Source organism: Rhodococcus phenolicus (assembly GCF_001646785.1).
Taxonomy (GTDB): domain Bacteria; phylum Actinomycetota; class Actinomycetes; order Mycobacteriales; family Mycobacteriaceae; genus Rhodococcus; species Rhodococcus phenolicus.
On record NZ_LRRH01000089.1, the window covers coordinates 12,462 to 34,517 of the forward strand.

The 22,056-nt window shown below is 68.9% G+C and carries 22 protein-coding genes; 12 read left to right on the forward strand and 10 right to left on the reverse strand.

Going from position 1 to position 22,056, the window contains the following annotated elements; genetic code table 11:
- Positions 1-244: 244 nt before the first annotated feature.
- Positions 245-1,999, forward strand: a complete 1,755-nt coding sequence (locus tag A8G15_RS23035) for a DEDD exonuclease domain-containing protein (RefSeq protein ID WP_068165134.1) — start codon at positions 245-247, stop codon at positions 1,997-1,999.
- A gap of 31 nt (positions 2,000-2,030) precedes the next feature.
- Positions 2,031-2,306 (forward strand): Lrp/AsnC family transcriptional regulator, encoded by a 276-nt coding sequence (locus tag A8G15_RS23040; RefSeq protein ID WP_068165091.1) that lies wholly within the window; start codon positions 2,031-2,033, stop codon positions 2,304-2,306.
- 7 nt (positions 2,307-2,313) lie between these two features.
- On the opposite strand, the gene trpD is transcribed toward A8G15_RS23040, so the two are convergent.
- Positions 2,314-3,384, reverse strand: a complete 1,071-nt coding sequence (gene trpD, locus A8G15_RS23045) for an anthranilate phosphoribosyltransferase (protein WP_211270222.1) — start codon at positions 3,382-3,384, stop codon at positions 2,314-2,316.
- Positions 3,385-3,448: 64 nt separating this feature from the next.
- Positions 3,449-3,895, reverse strand: a complete 447-nt coding sequence (locus tag A8G15_RS23050; RefSeq protein WP_068165138.1) for a hypothetical protein — start codon at positions 3,893-3,895, stop codon at positions 3,449-3,451.
- A 139-nt stretch (positions 3,896-4,034) separates the two neighbouring features.
- On the opposite strand from A8G15_RS23050, the gene ctaE reads away from it, so the two are divergent.
- The 4 genes from ctaE to qcrB all read left to right on the forward strand — a co-directional run bounded on the left by ctaE (position 4,035) and on the right by qcrB (position 8,362).
- Complete coding sequence (gene ctaE, locus A8G15_RS23055; RefSeq protein WP_068165092.1) at positions 4,035-4,646, forward strand: aa3-type cytochrome oxidase subunit III; 612 nt, start codon at positions 4,035-4,037, stop codon at positions 4,644-4,646.
- 64 nt (positions 4,647-4,710) lie between these two features.
- Positions 4,711-5,583, forward strand: a complete 873-nt coding sequence (gene qcrC, locus A8G15_RS23060) for a cytochrome bc1 complex diheme cytochrome c subunit (protein ID WP_425415120.1) — start codon at positions 4,711-4,713, stop codon at positions 5,581-5,583.
- Entirely contained in the window at positions 5,580-6,707 is a 1,128-nt protein-coding gene (gene qcrA / locus A8G15_RS23065) for a cytochrome bc1 complex Rieske iron-sulfur subunit (RefSeq protein ID WP_068165098.1), read from the forward strand. The genes qcrC and qcrA overlap by 4 nt, the downstream gene beginning before the upstream one ends.
- Positions 6,704-8,362 (forward strand): cytochrome bc1 complex cytochrome b subunit, encoded by a 1,659-nt coding sequence (qcrB, locus tag A8G15_RS23070; protein WP_068165100.1) that lies wholly within the window; start codon positions 6,704-6,706, stop codon positions 8,360-8,362. The genes qcrA and qcrB overlap by 4 nt, the downstream gene beginning before the upstream one ends.
- 123 nt (positions 8,363-8,485) lie before the next feature.
- On the opposite strand, the gene A8G15_RS30105 is transcribed toward qcrB, so the two are convergent.
- The 3 genes from A8G15_RS30105 to ctaC all read right to left on the reverse strand — a co-directional run bounded on the left by A8G15_RS30105 (position 8,486) and on the right by ctaC (position 10,641).
- Positions 8,486-8,779, reverse strand: a complete 294-nt coding sequence (locus A8G15_RS30105; RefSeq protein ID WP_082900107.1) for a hypothetical protein — start codon at positions 8,777-8,779, stop codon at positions 8,486-8,488.
- Between the two features lie 350 nt (positions 8,780-9,129).
- The gene (locus A8G15_RS23080) at positions 9,130-9,546 is read right to left on the reverse strand and encodes a cytochrome c oxidase subunit 4 (RefSeq protein WP_068165103.1); all 417 of its coding nucleotides are present in this window, start codon (positions 9,544-9,546) and stop codon (positions 9,130-9,132) included.
- A gap of 33 nt (positions 9,547-9,579) precedes the next feature.
- Positions 9,580-10,641, reverse strand: a complete 1,062-nt coding sequence (gene ctaC / locus A8G15_RS23085; RefSeq protein WP_082900108.1) for an aa3-type cytochrome oxidase subunit II — start codon at positions 10,639-10,641, stop codon at positions 9,580-9,582.
- Between the two features lie 306 nt (positions 10,642-10,947).
- On the opposite strand from ctaC, the gene asnB reads away from it, so the two are divergent.
- Positions 10,948-12,873, forward strand: coding sequence for an asparagine synthase (glutamine-hydrolyzing) (gene asnB / locus A8G15_RS23090; RefSeq protein ID WP_068165107.1), 1,926 nt, complete (start codon positions 10,948-10,950; stop codon positions 12,871-12,873).
- A gap of 75 nt (positions 12,874-12,948) precedes the next feature.
- On the opposite strand, the gene A8G15_RS23095 is transcribed toward asnB, so the two are convergent.
- Positions 12,949-13,920, reverse strand: coding sequence for a carbohydrate kinase family protein (locus A8G15_RS23095; RefSeq protein WP_068165109.1), 972 nt, complete (start codon positions 13,918-13,920; stop codon positions 12,949-12,951).
- A 141-nt stretch (positions 13,921-14,061) separates the two neighbouring features.
- A complete protein-coding gene (locus A8G15_RS23100) occupies positions 14,062-14,412 on the reverse strand; it encodes a HesB/IscA family protein (protein ID WP_068165112.1) in 351 nt (116 codons plus the stop codon).
- Positions 14,413-14,610: 198 nt separating this feature from the next.
- Between A8G15_RS23100 and A8G15_RS23105 the strand changes: the two genes are divergently transcribed.
- Positions 14,611-15,309 carry a DUF3043 domain-containing protein gene (locus A8G15_RS23105; protein WP_068165113.1) on the forward strand — a complete coding sequence of 233 codons (699 nt, stop codon included), beginning with the start codon at positions 14,611-14,613 and terminating at the stop codon, positions 15,307-15,309.
- An 11-nt stretch (positions 15,310-15,320) separates the two neighbouring features.
- Here the strand turns inward: A8G15_RS23105 and A8G15_RS23110 are convergent, their stop codons facing one another.
- Positions 15,321-15,533 (reverse strand): hypothetical protein, encoded by a 213-nt coding sequence (locus tag A8G15_RS23110; RefSeq protein WP_068165114.1) that lies wholly within the window; start codon positions 15,531-15,533, stop codon positions 15,321-15,323.
- 121 nt (positions 15,534-15,654) lie between these two features.
- Here A8G15_RS23110 and cobT point away from each other — a divergent pair, with 121 nt between their 5' ends.
- Positions 15,655-16,764 (forward strand): nicotinate-nucleotide--dimethylbenzimidazole phosphoribosyltransferase, encoded by a 1,110-nt coding sequence (gene cobT / locus A8G15_RS23115; RefSeq protein WP_068165115.1) that lies wholly within the window; start codon positions 15,655-15,657, stop codon positions 16,762-16,764.
- Positions 16,764-17,513: an adenosylcobinamide-GDP ribazoletransferase gene (locus A8G15_RS23120; protein ID WP_068165117.1), complete on the forward strand. Its 750-nt coding sequence runs from the start codon at positions 16,764-16,766 to the stop codon at positions 17,511-17,513. Before cobT ends, A8G15_RS23120 begins: the two co-directional genes overlap by 1 nt.
- A gap of 75 nt (positions 17,514-17,588) precedes the next feature.
- On the opposite strand, the gene A8G15_RS23125 is transcribed toward A8G15_RS23120, so the two are convergent.
- Positions 17,589-18,701 (reverse strand): branched-chain amino acid aminotransferase, encoded by a 1,113-nt coding sequence (locus tag A8G15_RS23125; protein WP_068165120.1) that lies wholly within the window; start codon positions 18,699-18,701, stop codon positions 17,589-17,591.
- Positions 18,702-18,733: 32 nt separating this feature from the next.
- Positions 18,734-19,834, reverse strand: a complete 1,101-nt coding sequence (gene gcvT, locus A8G15_RS23130; RefSeq protein WP_068165122.1) for a glycine cleavage system aminomethyltransferase GcvT — start codon at positions 19,832-19,834, stop codon at positions 18,734-18,736.
- Between the two features lie 99 nt (positions 19,835-19,933).
- On the opposite strand from gcvT, the gene A8G15_RS23135 reads away from it, so the two are divergent.
- Together A8G15_RS23135 and A8G15_RS23140 are read left to right on the forward strand one after the other, a co-directional pair.
- Positions 19,934-21,451, forward strand: a complete 1,518-nt coding sequence (locus tag A8G15_RS23135; protein ID WP_068165124.1) for a leucyl aminopeptidase — start codon at positions 19,934-19,936, stop codon at positions 21,449-21,451.
- Between the two features lie 266 nt (positions 21,452-21,717).
- Positions 21,718-22,056, forward strand: a 339-nt coding sequence (locus A8G15_RS23140) for a biotin/lipoyl-containing protein (RefSeq protein WP_342671592.1), incomplete at its 3' end; no start/stop codon positions are given.

A 22,056-nucleotide genomic window follows, 5' to 3' on the forward strand; every position in this document is an offset into this window, starting at 1 on the left:
AGCGGCCCCGTCCGCGCAGGTGGAAGGCATGAAAACCGCGACCCGCCGGGGCCGCCTCCGCCACACCTCCCCCGTCGTGCGACCACCCGCCGCACTGCCGCGATCACGTCCGATTCCGCGACCGGACACTCGCCCCGGAACCCCCTTCCGAAGCGGGAGTGTGATCCTCGTCTCTTCGCCCTTGCGCGGGCATCGAACAGCCCGGTTCACGAGGGTGTCGGTGCCGCTTCCTAACCTGACCTCCATGACGTCCCCGCTCCGGTCCGGCCCCGCGCACCCGGCCGGCGTCCAACTCGCCTTCGACGAACTGGACACCCCGTTGCGGGACACCACGTTCGTCGTCGTCGACCTCGAAACCACCGGGGGCAGCGCCGAGAACGATGCCGTCACCGAGATCGGCGCAGTCAAGGTCCGCGGCGGCGAGGTCATCGGCGAGTTCGCCACTCTCGTCGATCCCGGCCGCGACATTCCGCCGGCGATCGTCGAACTCACCGGGATCACCACGGCGATGGTGCGGGCGGCACCGCGGATGGAACAGGTACTGCCTTCCTTTCTCGAGTTCGCGGCGGGTTCGGTACTGGTGGCCCACAACGCCGGATTCGACATGGGCTTCCTGCGCGCGGCCGCAGCGCGCAACGACACCGCCTGGCCACGATTCCCGGTGGTGTGCACGGTCAAACTCGCCCGCCGGGTGCTCGGCCGCGACGAGGCGCCGTCGGTGCGGCTGTCCGCGCTCGCCGCCCTCTTCCAGGTCTCCACCCAGCCGACCCACCGCGCCCTCGACGACGCCCGCGCCACCGTCGACGTGCTGCATGCGCTGATCGAACGGGTCGGGAACCAGGGCGTGCACAGCCTCACCGAACTGCGCGACTACATTCCGGCGATCACCTCCGAACAGCGGGCCAAACGGTCGCTCGCGGCACATCTACCGCACCGGCCGGGGGTCTATCTGTTCCGCGGCCCCTCCGACGAGGTGCTCTACGTCGGCACCGCGGTGAACCTGCACCGCCGCGTCCGCAACTACTTCACCGGTTCCGAAACCCGCCCGCGCCTGCGCGAGATGGTCGCGCTGACCACCCGCATCGACCACGTGGAATGCGCGCACGGACTCGAGGCCGGAGCCCGGGAACTGCGCCTGCTCGCCGCGCACACTCCCCCGTACAACCGCCGATCGAAGTACCCGACGCGCGGCTGGTGGATCAACCTGTCCGACGACGCCTTTCCCCGCCTGGTGGTGAACCGCACGCCGGGTGCCGACGCGCTCGGACCGTTCTCCGCTCGCACCGCCGCCTCCGAGGTCGCCGCGACGCTCGCCGAGGTCTGCGGGCTGCGGACGTGTACCCGCAGGATCGCTCGCACCGGCAGGCACGGCGACCGATGTCCACCGGAGTCGGTCGGGGGCTGCAGCGCCGCCCCGCACGGCATCCAGACCGCCGAGGAATACGCTGCGCAGGTTGCGATCACGCGCGACCTGTTGCGCGGCAGCGACGACCTCGCCCTGAACCGGCTGCGCGACCGCATCGCCGAACTCGCCGGCGCCGAACTGTTCGAGAATGCTGCGCGACTGCGCGACCGCGCCGCCGCCGTCGTGAAGGCGCTGCGACGCACCCAGCGGCTGGCCGCGCTGGCATCCGTCGACGAGCTGATCGCGGCGAAACCGCGATCCGAGGGCGGATGGGAGTTCGCCGTGATCCGCGCCGGCAGGCTCGCATCGGCCGGGGTCGCGGCGCGGCACGTGCCACCGATGCCGGTGGTCGAGGCGATCGCGGCGGCAGCCGAGACGGTCCGGCCGACGATCGCGCCGCTGCGGGGCGCACCCGTGGAGGAGATCGGACTGGTGGCACGCTGGCTCGACGAGGACGGTGTCCGCATCGTCCGCACCACGCACGGCTGGACGGAACCGGCCCGTGGGGCGGGTGCGTGGATGCACTGGGCCGACAAGGCGCGGGACGCAGCCCACGGGGCCGGCGCCACCGCTGCCGCCCACCTTCTAGGCTGAGCACACCCGCGAGCAAGAGTGAGGAGCGCTCATGATCAACGCCATCGTCCTGATCGACGCCGAGGCCGACCGCATCCAGGAGGCCGCACAGGCGGTCGCCGACCTGGACGGGGTCGACAAGGTGTACTCGTGCGCCGGAGACGTCGACCTGATCGCCATGGTCCGGGTCCGCGATCACGAGCAGATCGCCGAGGTCGTCACCGGCCGGATCAACAAGGTCGACGGCGTGTCCCGGACCGTGACCCACATCGCGTTCCGGTCCTACTCCAGCTCCGACGTGGAAGCCGGATTCTCGATCGGCGAGTAGCCCCGGATCAGCCGGTGGCGCCGAGCCGGGTGGTCGTCTCCGCCCACGTCGCCAGCACGCGCTCGGCGCCGCCTCCGTCGATCGCGGCGGCCGCATCCTCGAGGCCCGCGGCGATCGCGTCCTCGAGTTCGCCGCCGACGCCGCGGTAGGCGGCGATCGCGGCGGCCGCATTGAGCAGGACCGCGTCGCGTACCGGTCCGGGCTGTCCTGCCAGGGTCGCGCGGGCGATCGCCGCGTTCTCGGCCGCGTCCCCTCCGCGCAGCGCGTCGATCGGGACCCGGGCGATACCCAGGACCGTCGGATCGAGCGTCCGCCTGCGCACCTCGCCCTCGTGCACGACGTACACCGTGGAGGTCGTCGACAGGGTCAGTTCGTCGAGGCCGTCGTCCCCGCGCACGACGAGCGCGGAGTTGCCCCGCCGGGCGAGCACACCGGCGAGCGTGTCGAGCAGCCCCGGGAACGCGCACCCGATGAGTCCGGCGCGCGGCCGCGCCGGGTTGGTGAGCGGACCGAGCACGTTGAACACGGTCGGGATGGCGATCTCCTTGCGGGTCGGACCCGCGAACCGCAGTGCCGGATGGAAGACCGGGGCGAAGCAGAAGCCGATGCCGGCCTCCGCCAGCGACTGCGCGACCTGTTCCGGCCCGAGCGAGATGTGCACACCGAGCGCCTCGAGTACGTCGGCACCGCCGGCCTTCGACGTGGCCGCCCGGTTGCCGTGCTTGACCACGCGGATCCCGGCCGCGGCGACGACGAGCGACGCCATCGTCGAGATGTTCACCGTGTCCGCCCCGTCGCCACCGGTGCCGACGATGTCGACGGCGTCGTCGTCGACCGGCACGAGGCGTGCGTGACCGAGCATCGAATCGGACAGACCCAGAACTTCCTCGGCTGTCTCACCCTTCATCTTCAGTGCGACGCCGAACGCGGCGATCTGCGCGGAGGTCGCGTTGTCGGACATGATCTCGTCCATCGCCCACTGCGCCTCGGCGCGGGACAGGTCGCGGCCGGCGGTCAGTGCGCCGAGCACCGCACGCCAGTTCGTCGCCACCTGGTCCGCCGGTCGTCCCGCGTTCATCGCACCCACCTTCGCCGCACCTCGCTCCGTCGCCGGGCACCGTCCGTGCCCTTTCGCGGGAAGCTTAGTCAGCTGCGGAATCGGGCTGCAGGGCGTCCCATCCGGTGGCGGTTCCGCCGAGACGCTGCGCGAGTCCCGCCATGCGCGACTTCTCCTGCGCGCAGTGCATCGCGTCGAGGAGCTGCACCCGCTGCAGGACCAGCCCCGTATACCCGTCGGCGGGGGTGCGCACCGGCGCGGCCGGCGTGTATCCGTCCTGACCCGCGAGCTCGACGGCCCGGTCCACCGCCTCGGCAGGCAGTTCGAGATGGTGCCGCAGGACGGCTTCGTCGGTGTCCACCCAGCGCGGAGCGGCGGCCGCGCCCCGCTCGAGCGCACCGGAACAGGACTCGGCGTCCTCGAAGGACGACACCACCACGACCAGGTCCGTCCGCCCCGGATCCAGAGGCTGCCGGCGGCCCCCCGTCAGTGCTCGTCGGAGACGTTCCCAGATCCCTGTGACACCGCTCATGCACACCACGATCGCACGGTCGGTGGCCGGGGGCACATCCCGGTCACCGCACCGCCAGGACCAGGCGATTACCTGCAAAGACGCGCCGAATTCCGCCCCGATTGCCCAAGACTTACTACGACGGGTCATACTAGCCAGCGTGACGAGCGCAGTAGGGACTTCAGGAACTGCAATCACCCAGCGCGTGCACTCGCTGAACCGGCCCAACCTGGTCAGCGTCGGCACCATTGTGTGGTTGTCCAGTGAGCTCATGTTTTTCGCAGGGCTCTTCGCCATGTACTTCGTGGCGCGGGCTCAGGCCCACGGTGATTGGCCGCCGGCCCCCACAGAGTTGAACCTGTGGCTGGCGGTTCCGGTGACGCTGGTGCTGATCGCGTCTTCCTTCACGTGCCAGCTCGGTGTGTTCGCGGCCGAGCGCGGCGACGTGTTCGGTCTTCGCCGGTGGTACGTCGTCACCCTCGCCATGGGCACCTTCTTCGTGCTCGGCCAGGGCTACGAGTACATCCACCTGGTCGATCACGGCACCACCATCTCGGGCAGCGTGTACGGCTCGGTGTTCTACATGACCACCGGTTTCCACGGTCTGCACGTCATCGGCGGTCTGGTCGCCTTCGTGTTCCTCCTGATCCGCACGCGGGTCAGCAAGTTCACTCCGGCTCAGGCCACCGCAGCGATCGTCGTGTCCTACTACTGGCACTTCGTCGACATCGTGTGGATCGCACTGTTTGCCACGATTTATTTCATCCGTTAGCCAGCTGTACGCCCAGGCAGCCCCCTGACGTCCAGTCCGTCCCGACATACAAAAAGGGATACAGATGAGTTCATCCCCACCTCTCACACCCGAGGGTGACATGCCCGGTCAGTCCGAGGCGGCATCCGCTGCCAGGTCTCGTCGTCAGCGCAAGTTCCGCCGCCGCCTCACCGGCGCGCTGGTGCTCGCGCTCGGCCTGCTCAGCGCCGGCTTCCTGGCCTCCGCGCTGACCCCTGCCCCGCAGGTGGCGACGGCGAACGAGGACCAGCTGGCCCTGATCCGCAAGGGTCAGCAGCTCTACGAGACCTCCTGCGTCACGTGCCACGGCGCCAACCTGCAGGGCGTCCAGGACCGCGGCCCGTCGCTGGTCGGCGTCGGTGAAGCCGCCGTCTACTTCCAGGTGTCCTCCGGCCGCATGCCGGCAGCGCGCAACGAGGCCCAGGCCCTGCGCAAGGAACCGAAGTTCGACGCTGCGCAGACCGACGCGATCGGCGCGTACATCCAGGCCAACGGCGGCGGCCCCACCCTCATCCGCGACGAGAACGGTGAGATCGCCCAGTCCTCGCTGCGTGGCGACGACGTGGCCCGCGGTAGTGAGCTCTTCCGCCAGAACTGCGCTTCGTGCCACAACTTCACCGGTCGCGGCGGCGCGCTCTCGTCCGGCAAGTTCGCGCCGAATCTCGATCCGGCCAGCGAACAGCAGATCTACACCGCGATGCTCACCGGCCCGCAGAACATGCCGAAGTTCTCGGATCGTCAGCTGACCCTCGACGAGAAGCAGGACATCATCGCGTACGTCAAGGCGTCCAGCGAGACGGCTGACCCGGGCGGATACGGACTCGGTGGATTCGGCCCCGGTGCGGAGGGTCCGGCAATGTGGGTCGTCGGCATCGTCGCGGTCGTCGGCGCTGCACTGTGGATCGGAGCAAGGTCATGAGTGGCGACGAAACGCCCAACAAGCACTCGGTCGAGAACCTCGACCAGATGAGCCGCGACGACCTCGTCGCACTCGGAACGAACCTCGACGGCGTCGACGTCGCGTTCCGCAAGGAGCGGTGGCCCGTCGAAGGCACCCGCGCCGAGAAGCGTGCCGAGCGCAACGTCGCATTCTGGTTCGCCCTCGCGGGTGTGGCTGCCCTCGCGTTCATCGGCATCTACCTCTTCTGGCCGTGGGAGTACCAGAGCCCGGGCGAGGAGAACTACACCCTCTTCAACCTGTACACCCCGCTGCTCGGCCTGACCCTCGGTCTGGCGATCCTCGGTGTCGGTGTGGGCGCGGTGCAGTTCACCAAGAAGTTCATCCCCGAGGAGGTGTCGATCCAGGATCGGCACGACGGTGGATCGTCCGAGGTCGATCGCAAGACGATCGTGGCCGAGCTCGCCGATTCCCTGGAGACCTCGACGCTGCCCCGCCGCAAGCTGATCAAGCGCACGGCCATCTTCGGTGGCGGCGCTCTCGGCGTGGGTCTGATCATGCCGCTCGGCGGCCTGATCAAGAACCCGTGGGCCGAGGGCGACAACTCCCCGCTGTGGGTGTCGGGCTGGACCCCGCGCTACCCGGGCGAGACGATCTACCTGCGTCGCGACACCGGACGCCCCAGCGACATCGTGCTGGTGCGCCCCGAGGATCTCGACGCCGGCGGCATGGAGACGGTCTTCCCGTTCCGTGAATCCGATCGCGGCGACGAGCACGCGCTGCTCGACGGTCTGCGCGGTATCCGCAACGCCGTCATGCTGATCCGTCTGCGGACCGAGGATGCCGAACGCGCCATCAAGCGCAAGGGCCAGGAGAGCTTCAACTACGGCGACTACTTCGCCTACTCGAAGATCTGCACTCACCTCGGCTGCCCGACGTCGCTGTACGAGCAGCAGACCAATCGCATTCTGTGCCCGTGCCACCAGTCGCAGTTCGATGCCCTGGAGTACGGCAAGCCGCTGTTCGGACCTGCTGCTCGCGCTCTGCCGCAGCTGCCCATTACAGTGAACGAAGAGGGCTTCCTGGTCGCCAACGGTGACTTCATCGAGGCACTCGGCCCGGCATTTTGGGAGCGTCGCCCGTGAGTACTGCAACCCCGACACGCGCCGCACAGATCGGCGAGAATCTCGACTCTCGCTATCACCTGTCGGCCGGTATCCGTCGCCAGATCAACAAGGTCTTCCCCACCCACTGGTCCTTCCTGCTGGGTGAGATCGCGCTGTACAGCTTCATCATCCTGCTCATCTCGGGCGTGTTCCTGACGCTGTTCTTCGATCCGTCGCTGGCGCACGTCACCTACAACGGCGTCTACACGCCGCTGCGCGGCGTCACCATGTCGCGTGCCTACGAGACGGCCCTGAACATCTCCTTCGAGGTGCGCGGCGGCCTGTTCGTCCGGCAGATCCACCACTGGGCAGCACTGATGTTCGCAGCGTCGATCATCGTTCACATGCTGCGCATCTTCTTCACCGGTGCGTTCCGTCGCCCGCGTGAGGCGAACTGGGTGATCGGTTCGCTGCTGCTCATCCTGGCGATGTTCGAGGGCTTCTTCGGCTACTCGCTGCCCGACGACCTGCTGTCCGGCACCGGCCTGCGTGCCGCGTTCTCCGGCATCACGCTGAGCATCCCCATCATCGGTACGTGGATGCACTGGGCGATCTTCGGCGGGGACTTCCCGGGCGACCTGATCATCCCGCGCTTCTACGTCCTGCACGTGCTGCTCATCCCGGCCATCATCCTGGCCCTGATCGCCGCGCACCTCGCGCTGGTCTGGTACCAGAAGCACACGCAGTTCCCCGGCCCCGCCCGCACCGAGCAGAACGTCGTCGGCGTTCGAATCCTGCCGGTCTTCGCGGTCAAGTCCGGTGCGTTCTTCGCGATGACGTTCGCGGTGCTGGCACTGATGAGCGGTCTGCTGCAGATCAACCCGATCTGGAACATCGGCCCGTACAACCCGTCGCAGGTCTCGGCAGGTTCACAGCCCGACTTCTACATGATGTGGACGGACGGCCTGGCTCGTACGTGGCCGGCCTGGGAGATCTACCTGTTCGGCCGCTACACGATCCCGGCGGTGTTCTGGGTCGCGGTCATCATGGGTCTGGTCTTCGTCGTGATGACGATCTACCCCTGGATCGAGAAGAAGCTCACCAAGGACGACGCACACCACAACCTGCTGCAGCGTCCGCGCGATGTTCCGGTCCGCACCGGTATCGGCGCCATGGCGATCACGTTCTACATCGTGCTCACCCTCATGTGCGTCAACGACCTGATCGCGTACAAGTTCGACATCTCGATCAACGCGACGACCTGGATGGGCCGCATCGGCATGGTGATCCTGCCGCCGCTCGCCTACTACATCGCGTACCGGTTCTGCCTCGGCCTGCAGCGCAGCGACCGCCAGGTGCTCGAGCACGGCATCGAGACGGGCATCGTCCGTCGCCTGCCGCACGGTGAGTACATCGAGATCCACCAGCCGCTCGGGCCGGTGGACGAGCACGGCCATCCGGTGCCGCTGGAGTACCAGGGTGCTGCTGTGCCGAAGCGGATGAACCGTCTCGGCAGTGCCGGCAAGCCCGGCGCCGGCAGCTTCCTCACCGCGGATCCGGCGGACGAGGCGGCAGCGCTCGAAGCGGCCCACCACGAGGCCGAAATCGAGCAGCGGACCGTCCTGCGGGACTACCAGAACCGCGTGCACGGCCTCGAGGCCGGCCGCGGCGACGGTGACGGACAGGCGCACTGACGCAGTCCGCTCCGAAGTACAACGGGTAGGGCCCCGAACCATCACGGTTCGGGGCCCTACCCGTATTCCGTTCCGTGCTTCCCTCCCCCGCCGCGGCCCGTCCGCCTCGGCTCCCGGTCGGGGTCAGTGGTCGTCGTAGTGATCTCCGTGGGCGGCGTGGCGGTGCCCGTCGTGCAAGTAGTCCACGTGGTCGCCGTGCGGGACCGCGACGTGCCCGCAGCCCGCACCGTGCGAGTGGTCGTGACCCTCATGTGGGACGTGCCCGCCGGCTTCGCACTCGTCGAAGTGCCCGTCGTGTTCCCGATGCAGGTGACCGTCGTGCACGTAGTCGACGTGGTCGCCGTGCGGGACCGCCACGTGCCCACAGCCTTCCCCGTGGACGTGGCCGTGATCGGTGTGTTCCGGGTGGGTGGTCATCGCGGGATTCCCTCCTACGGGCTGCACCGGACATGTCCGTCCAGTGTCGCACCGGCGGACGCGAGCGCGAGGGTGTTCCCGCGAGACGACGCCGGGTCTACCCGAGCACGAGCTACCCGCGGCCACCCGTCCACCGGCGCACCCGAGCTGACGGGACAGGTCTGCGGTGCAATCTGAGGGTCGTTCCTCGGGGCCGGTACCCCGAACGGCGCAGACACACTTCCCTGGCCCGGATGCCGGGCCGGATGATCTCCCGGATCAGTTGTCCTTCCGGGTCGGCCGACAGACCCGGAACGGCGACGGGCGCCGCACCCGAAGGTGCGGCGCCCGTCGTGCGGAAGCGTTCTGTGTCAGTGCTTCTCGGGTCCGATGTGGTACTCGAACACCAGGCCGGCCGCCGAGGCGATGACCAGGACGACTGCCACGACGATCATCCACGGGTGGAAGAACGCCAGGGAGATGGCGGCGAAGGCCGCAGCACCCGCGAGCAGGATCGGCCAGTAGCTACCGGCACTGAAGAAGCCGAGGTCGCCGGCACCGTCGCTGATCTCGGCGTCCTCGTAGTCCTCCGGGCGGGTGTCGAGACGACGCGCCACGAACCGGAAGTAGGTGCCAATGATCAGCGTCAGGCCTGCCGAGAGCACGATCGCGGTGAGACCGGCCCACTCGATACCCGTGCGGGACAACCCGGTGAACGTTCCGTACACGATGGCGACGAGCACGAAGAACACCGTCACGACCTCGAAGAGCTTGGCTTCGATCTTCATATCAGCACTTGTCCTTGTCGATGAGGGGTTCGGTCACTCGCCGGCGACGCCGCTGGCCGAACGGTCGGTGCGGTCGGTCTTGAACGGGGTCGTGGTGGTCGCGACGGGCGACTCACCGATGGCTGCGAGCGCATCCGCGTTGCTCATGCCCTGACCACCTTCGTCGGCGGGCTTACGGAGCTCGATGTACTGCGCGAACTTCTCCGGCGAGACGGCGCGGACCTCGAAGTTCATCATCGCGTGATACGTACCGCACATCTCGGCGCAGCGGCCCACGAAGGCGCCCTCGCGCTCGATCTCGGAGATCTGGAAGACCGGATCGGAGTTGTTGTTCCGCGGGTTCGGGTTCACGTCGCGCTTGAACAGGAATTCCGGAACCCAGAAGGCGTGGATGACGTCGGACGAGGCGAGCTCGAACTCGATACGCTTGCCGGTGGGCAGGACCAGAACCGGGATCTCGTTGCTGCTGCCGACCGTCTCGATCTTGTCGTAGTGCAGGTAGGAGAGGTCCTCGACCGGGGCACCGTGGATCGGCGGTACCGCCGCGTGCTCACCTTCCTCGGCGGGAGCGTGTTCGGGCTGAGCGACCGCTTCCTGGGCTTCGTAGTCGGTGCCGTCGTACTTGGCGGTGCCGTCACCGAGATCGATGGTGCGGTAGCCGAACTTCCAGTTCCACTGGTAGCCGGTGACGTCGACCACGACGTTCGGGTTGTCTTCCTTGTCCAGGACGTAGTTCTGGACCACGACCGTGAAGTAGAAGAGCACACACACGGCCACGAACGGAGCCGCCGTGTAGACCAGCTCGAGGGGCACGTTGTACGCGGTCTGCCGCGGGAACTCCGGGGAGTTCTTCTTCTTGCGGTGGAAGATGACCACCCAGAAGGTCAGACCCCACACCAAAATGCCCATGACGAGGGCGGCGACAACCGACCACGTCCACAGTTCACGCATACGCTCGGCCTGGGGAGTCACGCCCTCCGGCCAGCCGAAACGAAGGACTTCTTCGCTGGAGCACCCGGTCAACATCATGGCTGCAATGCCAAGAGATGCTGCGAGCCCGAACCGCCGAAGGATCCGACCTTGCGCCACGTTCACGCCTTCCTGATCGCCGCAATTCCATCAGGGCAACCCCGGAGGGCAGGCCCAATTACTACGCAGCGTAGACCAAACCGACGCGCTATCCACCCTCGGGGCGCACAGAACGTGTCGTTCCTGAGACATTGCCTCGTCGCAGGACGGCATGTCGCCCGGTGACAGGCGACGTCACGGCGACTTTCCGGGTATGCCGCGCACTGCTGCGGTAACCCCGCTACGGCATACTCCACATGACGAACGTCGGCGCTCGAGGCGAAGTTCCCGGGCTGCCCGACACTCCCTATCTGGAATCGAGGTATCGGACGCGTGTGCGGATTGCTCGGGCTACTGACCACTGACGGCACCAGCGACGACGCCGTTGCGCTGGTCGACTCCGCCATGCACTGCCTGCGCCATCGCGGACCGGACGAGCACGGCACCTGGCACGACGACGACCTGATCTTCGGATTCAACCGCCTGTCGATCATCGACATCGCGCACTCGCATCAGCCGTTGCGCTGGGGACCGCAGGACCAGCCCGACCGGTACGCCCTGACCTTCAACGGCGAGATCTACAACTACCTGGAGTTGCGGAAGGAACTCGCCGACGAGCACGGTGCCGTCTTCGCGACCGAAGGCGACAGCGAGACGATCGTCGCGGCGTTCCACCACTGGGGTGAGGATGCGGTGCGTCGCCTGCGCGGCATGTTCGCGTTCGCGATCTGGGACACCCACACCCGCGAACTCTTCCTCGCCCGCGACCCGTTCGGCATCAAGCCGCTGTTCCTGGCGACCGGTTCGGGCGGAACCGCGTTCGGCAGTGAGAAGAAGAGCCTGCTCGAGCTCGCCGATCCGATCGGTATCGGCACCGAACTCGATCCGCGGGCCATCGAGCACTACACCGTCCTGCAGTACGTTCCCGAACCGGAGACGCTGCACCGGCAGATCCGTCGCCTCGAGTCGGGTTGCTTCGCGCGGGTCCGCCCGGGCGGCGAACCGGAGATCACCCGCTACTTCGAGCCCCGCTTCCCGGTGCGGCCGTTCGCCGCCGGCCGTGAGCAGGATCGGTACCGCGAGATCGCCGAGGCCCTCGAGGATTCGGTCGCCAAGCACATGCGTGCCGACGTGACGGTCGGATCGTTCCTCTCCGGCGGCATCGACTCGACGGCGATCGCGGCGCTCGCCAAGCGGCACAATCCGGACCTGATCACGTTCACCGCCGGTTTCGAACGCGAGGGATACTCCGAGGTCGACGTGGCAGCCGAGTCGGCCGCCGCGATCGGAGCACGTCACATCGTGCGCGTGGTCTCCCCCGCCGAGTTCGCCGCCGCGATCCCGGAGATCGTCTGGTACCTCGACGACCCGGTCGCCGATCCGGCGCTGGTGCCGTTGTGGTTCGTCGCCAAGGAAGCCCGCAAGCACGTCAAGGTGGTGCTGTCCGGCGAGGGCGCCGACGAGTTGTTCGGCGGCTACACGATCTACCGCGAGCCGATCTCGCTCAGGCCGTTCGAGTTCCTGCCCGGCAGCTTGCGGCGCCTGGCGGGCACGCTGTCCGAGCGGATCCCGGAGGGCACCCGCGGCAAGTCCCTGCTGCATCGCGGATCGATGCCTCTCGAGGAGCGGTACTACGGCAATGCGCGCAGCTTCAACGACGCACAGCTGCGGTCGGTGCTGCGTGACTTCCGTCCCGAGTGGACCCATCAGGACGTCACGGCACCGATCTACGCGCGGTCGGCCGGGTGGGATCCCGTCGCGCGCATGCAGCACCTGGACCTGTTCACGTGGCTGCGCGGCGACATCCTCGTCAAGGCCGACAAGATGACGATGGCGAACTCGCTGGAGCTGCGCGTCCCGTTCCTCGATCCCGAGGTGTTCCGGGTGGCGTCGCAGATTCCGCTCGAGCAGAAGATCACGAACCAGACCAGCAAGTTTGCGCTGCGGCAGGCGCTCGAGGGCATCGTCCCGCCGCATGTGCTGCACCGCGCGAAGCTCGGTTTCCCGGTGCCGCTGCGGCACTGGCTCGCCGGCACGGAACTGTTCGACTGGGCGCACGAGCAGATCGCCGAGTCCGGCACCGACCACATCTTCGACAAGGCCGCGGTCGCACGGATGCTGAACGAGCACCGCGACGGTGTGTCCGATCACAGCCGTCGTCTGTGGACGGTCCTGTGCTTCATGGTGTGGCACGGCATCTTCGTCGAGAAGCGCATCGTGCCGCAGATCCAGGAGCCGGTGTACCCGGTCAGCCTGTAGGGGCGCTGCGCGCCCGGTGTGTCTCTGTGGCGGTTGTAGGCGCCACAGAGACACACCGGCGGCGCAGCCGCACCATTACTTCAGCAGTGCGGAGATCTCGTCGGCGGCGACTTCGCCGTACGCGTCGGTCAGGCGCTTGAGGGCGTCGGCCCGATCGAAGGTCCATTCCTGGGTGCCGGTGGTCTCGAGCACGTACACCGCGACGAGGCAGCCGAGCTGGGCCGCGCGCTCGAGCGACAGGCCGGCGCGGTGGCCGAGCAGGAATCCGGCGCGGAACGCATCGCCGACACCGGTGGGGTCGACCTTCGCTCGCTCGGGCACGACCGCGACCCGCACCCAGTTGCCGTCGCCGTCGACGATCTCTACGCCGTCGCCGCCGAGCGTGGTCACCCGCAGCCCGACCTTCGCGCGGATCTCGTCCTCGGTCAGGCCCGTCTTCTGCTGCAGCAGTCCCCACTCGTACTCGTTGGTGAACAGGTATGCCGCTCCGTCGATCAGACGGGCCGCCTCGTCGCCGCTGAGGCGGGCGAGCTGCTGTGAGGGGTCGGCTGCGAAGGGCACACCCAGCTCGCGGCACTCGTCGGTGTGGCGGGCCATCGCGTCGGGGTCGTTCGCTCCGACGAGCACCAGGTCGACGCCGTGCGTCTTCACGACCTCGGCGAGGGAGATGTCGCGGGCTTCGGACATCGCACCCGGGTAGAACGAGGCGATCTGCGCCATGTCCTCGTCGGTCGTGCAGACGAAGCGCGCGGTGTGGGCCGTCGTGGAGACCAGGACGGACTCGCAGTTCACGCCGTTGCTCTCGAGCCAGGCCCGGTATTCGGCGAAGTCGGCGCCGACCGCGCCCACGAGCACCGGATCACCGCCGAGTGCACCCATGGCGTACGCGATGTTCCCGCCGACGCCGCCCCGGCGGACGACGAGATCGTCGACGAGGAAGCTGAGCGAGATGTGGTTGAGCTGGTCCGCGAGGAGCTGCTCGGCGAACCGGCCGGGAAATCGCATCAGGTGGTCGGTCGCGATGGAGCCGGTCACGGCAATGGTCACGGTGTGCCTTTCGACGGGTGCGGAGTGCTGGCCTCGCCGGGGCGCACGGAGTCGCGACGAGGTCGGGAAGCCGGGCTCACACGCTACCCGGACGACGACAGGGCCCCGACACCTCCGGTGCCGGGGCCCTGTCGACCGGACTCAGTTGAACGAATCGCCGCAGGCGCAGGAGCCGGTGGCGTTCGGGTTGTCGATGGTGAAACCCTGCTTCTCGATGGTGTCGACGAAATCGATCGACGCACCTTCGACGTAGGGGGCGCTCATGCGGTCGACGGCGAGCGTGACGCCGGCGAAGTCCACCGTGAGATCACCGTCGAGCGACCGGTCGTCGAAGAACAGCTGGTACCGGAGTCCGGCGCAGCCGCCGGGCTGCACTGCGATCCGCAGCGCGAGGTCGTCGCGGCCCTCCTGATCGAGCAGTGCCTTCGCCTTCGCGGAGGCGGCCTCGGTCATGATGACGCCGTGAGTGGCGGTCTCGTCCTGCACAGTCATGGGCGCTCCCTGGTCGTTCGTGTCAAGCAGTCGTTGCGGCAGGTCGTGTCGATCGATCGGTCGAGACGACTCCGATGTGTCAACGGTACCGCGCGCGCATCTATTCCTCACCCACCGCGGGGTCGTGATCGCGATCTCGCACCGACCGAGACCTGGGGTGATTTCCCCACGTGTCCGGATATCCCATAGCCTGGAGGGGTGAAGTTGCTACGCCGCGGGAGTTCCGACGAATCCGACAGCCAGGACGCGTCGTCGTCCGGCAGCGCCGAGGCCGCCGCGTCCGAGGTCACATCCGCGCAGTCCGGCACCCCGGTGGCGGGCGGCAAGGAGACCGCGGGCAAGGGACGGCCGACGCCCAAACGCCGCGAAGCCGAGGGCCGTCGTCGCGGCCCGGTGGCCCCCGCGCCGATGACGGCGAAGGAGGCGCGCGAGCGCAGGAAGGCCGCGCGCAAGTCCATGTCGAAGGACGAGCGCAAGGTCCAGGCCGCCGAGCGTCGTGCCGCCGCGTCCGAGCGACGCAACCGGATGCTCGCCGGCGAGGAGAAGTACCTCCTCCCCCGCGACCGCGGTCCGGTTCGCGCATACGTCCGCGACCTCGTCGACAGCCGACGCAACCTCGTCGGCATGTTCATGCCGCTGGCGCTGGTGCTGATCGCCACCATGTTTCTCGGGCCGGTCATCCAGCAGTACGTCACACTCGCGATGTTCGTGATGATGCTGCTGATGGTCATCGAGGGCGTTTACCTGGGCCGGATGATCAACAAGAAGGTACGGGCGCGTTACCCCGATTCGACCGAGGGCGGCTTCGGTCTCGGCTGGTACGCGTTCGTCCGTGCCTCCCAGATCCGCAAGCTGCGGGCGCCGCTGCCGCGCGTCAAGCCCGGCGACGCGGTCTGACGTTCCCGCGTTCAGTGGTGCGGCGCGCCCCGCGTCGACATCGTGAACGCCACTTCTCCGGCCACAGGCTCCTCCGATCTCCGGGGGTCCTGTGGCCGGAAGTGGTTGAGGCGCAGCCGGGCCGCACGGACCCATCGGGTGGCGGCTCCGTGACGACGGCCTACGGGTTCGGTCACGGCCGCCACGGCGAGCATGAAGACGACGATCACGGCGAATTCGACCATGGTCCGATCCTGCGCTTGCGCCACCTCTGACGACAGTGGCCGAAACGCCATCTCCGATCAAAATCCTGCCAATCGGGTGGTTGGTAGCGTCTACCCCGATTCCCCTCGTGAAAGGTGCATTGTGAGCAGCGACCCCGCGCCCACCACCCTCGACGTCACGTTCCCTCCCGTCGTGGCCCCGGACCGGGAGGTCCGTCGGCGCGCCGACGCCCGCCAGCTCGCGCTCACCAAGCCCGCCGGTTCTCTCGGCCGGCTCGAGGACCTCGGCTGCTGGATCGCCTCCTGCCAGGGCGAGGTTCCGCCGCACCCGTTCCGGCAGCCCCGTGTGGTGGTGTTCGCCGGTGATCACGGCATCACCCGCCACGGCGTCTCGGCGTACCCGCCGGAGGTCACGGCGCAGATGGTCGCGAACTTCGTCGCAGGCGGTGCCGCGGTCAACGTCCTCGCCACCGTCGCCGGTGCCGGGGTGCGGGTCGTCGATATCGCCGTCGACTCCGATACCGATCCGTCGGTGTCGGAGTACAAGATCCGCCGGTCCAGTGGTTCCATCGACCGTGAGGACGCACTCACCGAGGACGAGACGGTCCGCGCGATCGCCGCCGGACGGGCTCTCGCCGACCGGGAGATCGACGAGGGCGCCGATCTGCTCGTCGCCGGCGACATGGGCATCGGGAACACCACCCCCGCGACCGTGCTCATCGCGACGCTCACCAACACCGAACCGGTCGCTGCGGTCGGTCGCGGCACCGGCATCGACGACGCCGGGTGGATGCGGAAGGTCACCGCGATCCGCGACGCGATGCGCCGCGCCCGCCCGCACACCCGCAACCCGATCGCCCTGCTGCGTACGGCCGGCGGCGCGGATTTCGCGGTGATGGCGGGGTATCTCGCGCAGGCCTCGGTGCGGCGCACACCCGTGCTGCTCGACGGTGTCGTCGTCACGGCCGCCGCGATGGTCGCCGAGGAACTCGCGCCGGGCGCACGCGACTGGTGGGTGGCCGGTCACCGGTCCGCCGAACCCTCGCACGCGATCGCGTTGCGTCACCTGGATCTGGAACCGATCATCGACCTCGGGATGCGTCTCGGCGAGGGATCCGGCGCGGTCACGGCGCTGCCGGTGCTGCAGGGTGCGGTGTCGGTGCTCGCGCACATGGCGACGTTCGACGAGGCCGGCGTCACCGGACGCGACGCGGACGACACCGACGCCGTTCCCGATCCGCGCGACGCGTGATGGGCGGGCTGCCGCTCGCCCTGTCGTGGCTGACCGTGCTGCCGGTGCGCGGCCCCGCCGACATCGACCGGTCCGCGGCGACCCGCGCGATCCGTGCCGCCCCGGTGACCGGGTTGCTGCTCGGCGCGGCGACCGCGGTGCTGCTGTGGCTGCTCGTCGCGGCGGGGTGTGCTCCCCCGCTCGCGGGGTTGCTCGCAGTCGGATTCCTCGCGGTGGCCACGCGCGGTATGCACGTCGACGGTCTCAGCGATACCGCCGACGGCCTCGGCTGCTACGGCCCGCCTGCGCGCGCCCGTGAGGTCATGCACACCGGGGGTGCGGGACCGTTCGGCGTGGTCACGCTGATCGTGGTGCTCGGAGCGCAGGCCTGGTCGTTCGGGGTGCTCGCGGAGGCCCGCGCGTGGCCGGCGGTGGTGCTCGCGGTCGTGGCAGGGCGGGTTGCGGTGGTCCTCGCGTGCCGGATCGGGATCGACGCGGCCCCCGGGAGCGGGTTCGGGGCGCTCGTCGCCGGAACCCAATCGTGGTCCGGTGTCCTCGGGTGGCCGCTGCTCGCCGCGGTGGCCGCGGTGTGGTGTGTGCCCGGAAGGCCGTGGCTCGGCCCGGTCGTGGTTCTCGCCGCGCTGGTCCTGTCGGTGCTGTTCGTCCGGCACTGCGTCGCCCGTTTCGAAGGTGTGAACGGTGACGTGCTCGGCGCGGCGCTCGAAGGCACGGTCGCAGCCGTCGCGGTCGCAGTGAGCGCCGGGATCTGACGCTCCCGGCGGAAAGGCGACGGGCGCGACCGTCGGTGACGATCGCGCCCGCGTGACTTCGCGCTTCGGTTGCCGTTACTGCGCGGCGCGCAGCGTGGTCATCCAGCCGTGGGTGTCGGCGAAGGTGCCGCGCTGGATGCCGGTGAGGGTGTCGCGCAGCGCCATCGTGACCGGGCCGGGCTCGCCACCGGCGACGGTGAACTCTCCGCTCGCGTCCTTGACGCTGCCGACCGGGGTGATGACCGCGGCCGTGCCGCACGCGAACACCTCGGTGATCTCACCGGACGCGGCCTTCTCCCGCCACTCGTCGGTGCTGATGCGGCGTTCCTCGACGGACAGACCGGAGTCCTTCGCGAGGGTCAGCAGCGACTCGCGGGTGATGCCGGGCAGCAACGACCCGGACAGTTCCGGGGTCACCAGGCGGGCGTCGGCACCGGACCCGTATACGAAGTACAGGTTCATGCCGCCCATCTCCTCGACGTACTTGCGCTCGATCGCGTCGAGCCACACCACCTGGTCGCAGCCCTGCTCGGCGGCATGGGCCTGTGCGACGAGAGACGCGGCGTAGTTGCCTGCGAACTTCGCGGCACCGGTGCCGCCCGGAGCCGCCCGCACGTATTCACGCGAGAGCCACACGCTGACCGGCTTGACGCCGCGCGGGAAATACGCGCCCGCCGGGGACGCGATGAGCAGGAACTTGTACTCGTTCGCAGGACGCACCCCCAGCGCCGGCTCGGTGGCGAACATGAACGGCCGCAGGTACAGCGACTCCTCACCGCCCGCCGCGGGCACCCACTCGTGGTCGACCTCGAGCAGTTCGACGATCGCGCGCTGGAACAGCTCCTCCGGCAGAGCCGGCATCGCGAGCCGCTCGGCGGAGCGGTTGAGCCGGGCTGCGTTCGCGCCGGCCCGGAACGAGGAGATCGAGCCGTCGGCCTGCCGGTACGCCTTCAGTCCTTCGAAGATGGCCTGCCCGTAGTGCAGCACCATCGCGGCGGGATCCAGCGCGACCGGTCCGTAGGGTTCGACCGTCGCGTCGTGCCAGCCGGTTCCCTCGGTGTAGGTGATCGTCACCATGTGGTCGGTGAAGAAGTTCCCGAAGCCCGGATTCGACAGGATCTCCTGCCGACGCTCGGGGGTCGTCGGCGAAGGATGCGGGATGTGGGCGAATTCGAGGACACCGGTCATGAACGTCGATCCTATCGAACGCCCGTGCACCCCTACTTGGTGTGGTCCTCGACGAACGGCGGAGCCACCAGCTCGGCGCGCAGCGATCGGCCCCGGACGTCCACGGCCACCTCGTCGCCGGCGGCCAAGCCCGCGGCACTGTCGATCAGAGCGAGCGCGATACCCACCTTGAGGGTCGGCGAGAACGTCCCGGAGGTGGTCTCGCCCACCGGCGCGCCGTCACGCAGGACCGTCAGGTCCTGACGCAGGACACCCCGATCCAGGGCGCGCAGACCCCACAACCGCCGTGCCGGCCCGGCCTGCTTCTCCGCGAGCAGCGCCTCCCGACCCCAGAACTCCGGCTTGTTCCAGCCGACGGCCCAGCCGCAGCGTGCCTGCAGCGGTGAGATCGTCGTCGACAGCTCGTGCCCGTGCAGCGGGTATCCCATCTCGGTGCGCAGCGTGTCGCGAGCCCCGAGCCCGGCGGCCTGCCCACCGGCTGCCTGCACCGCGGCGACGAGCGCACGGAACAGCGCCTCGGCATCGTCCCAGCGCGGCAGCAGCTCGAAGCCGCGTTCACCGCTGTAACCACTGCGGCACACCCGCACCGGCAGACCGTTCCAGTCGGCGTCCACGAACGCCATGTACCCGATGTCGGTGGGCAGCCCGAGATCGGTGAGCACGTCTGCGGACTTCGGGCCCTGCACCGCGAAGACCGCGTGGTCCCTGTGCCGGTCCGTCACCGTGACACCCGCGGGCGCGGCGTCGGCGAGGGCTGCGACGACCGCCGCGGTGTTCGCGGCGTTCGGGACGAGGAACAGCTCGTCGTCCGACACGTAGTAGACGATCAGGTCGTCGGTGACACCGCCGGATTCGGTGCAGCACAGTGTGTACTGGGCCTTGCCCGGACCGATCTTCGACAGGTCGTTGGTCAGGGCCGCGTTCACGAACTGCGCGGCACCCGGGCCCGCGACCAGCGCCTTGCCCAGGTGGCTCACGTCGAACAGGCCGACACGCTCGCGGACCGCCGTGTGCTCGGCGACCGTCCCCGCGTAGGAGACCGGCATCTCCCACCCGCCGAACGGCGCGAAGGTCGCGCCGAGTTCGACGTGGACGGCGTGGATCGGGCCCTGCTGGAGTTGCTGGTCGCTCATGGCGCATGACGGTATCCCACTTGCCGGGACGGGACCGCCTCCACGGCTTCGCCACCGACGATCACTAGCATCGACGCAACGACACCTAGTGCATAGGAGATGCCAGTGAGTGCCCCCGCTCCCACCCTCCCGGAACTCGTTCTCGCCGGGTCCGTCTCGAAACGAGCCGACGTCCTCGTGATCGGTCTGACCTCCGGAAGCGACGGACCCGAAGTGCTGCTCGGTGACGGCCTCGTCGACGAGGCCGTGCTCGGTGATCTGCTCGACGCCGCGACCGCGGTCGGCGCGACCGGCAAGTCCGAGGAACTGACCCGGGTGCCCGCCCCCGCAGCACTGACCGTGACGAGCGTGCTGGCGGTGGGTCTCGGTGCCGCCGACAAGATCGACGCCGAGCAGGTGCGCCGCTCGGCGGGCACCGCGGCCCGGGCACTGAACGGTGTCGAGGTCGTCGCCACGACGCTGTCCGAGGTGGACCTCGGTGCGGCCGTCGAAGGCTTCGCGCTCGGCGCCTACACGTTCACCGAGTTCCGCTCCGCGAAGTCCGCGCCGGGTGCCGATGCGCGCCCGCCGGCCCGCGTCGAGTTCCTGGTGACCTCACCCCGCGCCCGCGACACCAAGGCAGCGCTGACCCGCGCGACCGCGATCGCCGAGGCCGTCGCCACCGCGCGCGAATTCGTCAACACCCCGCCGAGCCACCTGTACCCGGCGGAGTTCGCCGACCGCGCGAAGGCACTCGGCACGGCGGCCGGCCTGAAGGTGGAGGTGCTCGACGAGAAGGCCCTGGCCGAGCAGGGCTACGGCGGCATCGTCGGTGTCGGGCAGGGTTCGTCGCGTCCGCCCCGGCTGGTGCGGCTGAGCTACTCGTCGAAGAAGCGCAAGGCCCCGAAGGTCGCGCTGGTCGGCAAGGGTGTCACCTTCGACACGGGTGGAATCTCGATCAAGCCGGCCGCGGGCATGGAGAACATGACCTCCGACATGGGTGGTGCTGCCGCGGTCATCGCCACCGTCGTGCTCGCCGCGAAGCTCGGGGTCGCCGCGGACGTCACCGCGACGGTTCCCATGGCCGAGAACATGCCGTCGTCGACCGCGCAGCGCCCCGGCGACGTGCTCACCCAGTACGGCGGCACCACGGTCGAGGTGATCAACACCGACGCGGAGGGTCGCCTGATCCTGGCCGACGCGATCGTGCGTGCCTGCGAGGACGATCCCGACTACCTGATCGACACGGCGACGCTGACCGGCGCGCAGATGGTCGCGCTGGGCACCCGCACCCCCGGTGTCATGGGCACCGACGAGTTCCGCGACCGGGTCGCCGAGCTGTCGCGGTCCGTCGGCGAGAACGGCTGGGCGATGCCACTGCCGGCGGAACTGCGCCCCGACCTGAACTCGCGGGTCGCCGATCTCGCGAACGTCACCCCGCACCGGTGGGGCGGGATGCTCGCGGCTGCGATCTTCCTGAAGGAGTTCGTCGCGGAGGGCGTGCAGTGGGCACACCTGGACGTGGCCGGTCCGGCGTTCAACACTGGAGGCCCGTTCGGCTACATCGGCAAGGGCGGGACCGGTGTGCCCGTGCGCACGATGATCACGGTCATCGAGGACATCGCCGCCAACGGCTGATCGGCCGGGCGTCTTCCGGGGCCCTCGAGGGTCCCGGGAGGCGCCCGACGGGCGACGTGACGCGGCCCTCGCCGAACACCCGAAAGTGATCAGTGCAAGGATGGTCGAGGCCATGCCTCGCCCGGGTGTGGACCGTACGCACCACAGAAGTACCCGCGCGAGCCTTCGGGCTCGAGCACAATAGTCAACGACCACACAATGGTCGGACGACCACGAGTCGGTACAACTCAACACACACGAAAACAACCGTCGAGGAGTCAACAGACATGGCCTTCTCCGTCCAGATGCCAGCGCTTGGTGAGAGCGTCACCGAGGGAACTGTCACGCGATGGCTCAAGCAGGAAGGAGACACGGTCGAAGTCGACGAGCCCCTGCTCGAAGTCTCCACGGACAAGGTCGACACCGAAATCCCGTCCCCCGCTGCAGGCGTCCTGGTGAAGATCGTCGCCCAGGAAGACGACACCGTCGAGATCGGTGGCGAACTCGGTCTCATCGGTGAGGCCGGCGAGGATTCCGCGCCCGCTGCCGCCCCGGCTCCGGCCGCTGCCGAACCCGCCGCCGAGGCCCCCGCTGCCGAGGCTCCCGCCGCTGCCGCGCCGGCACCC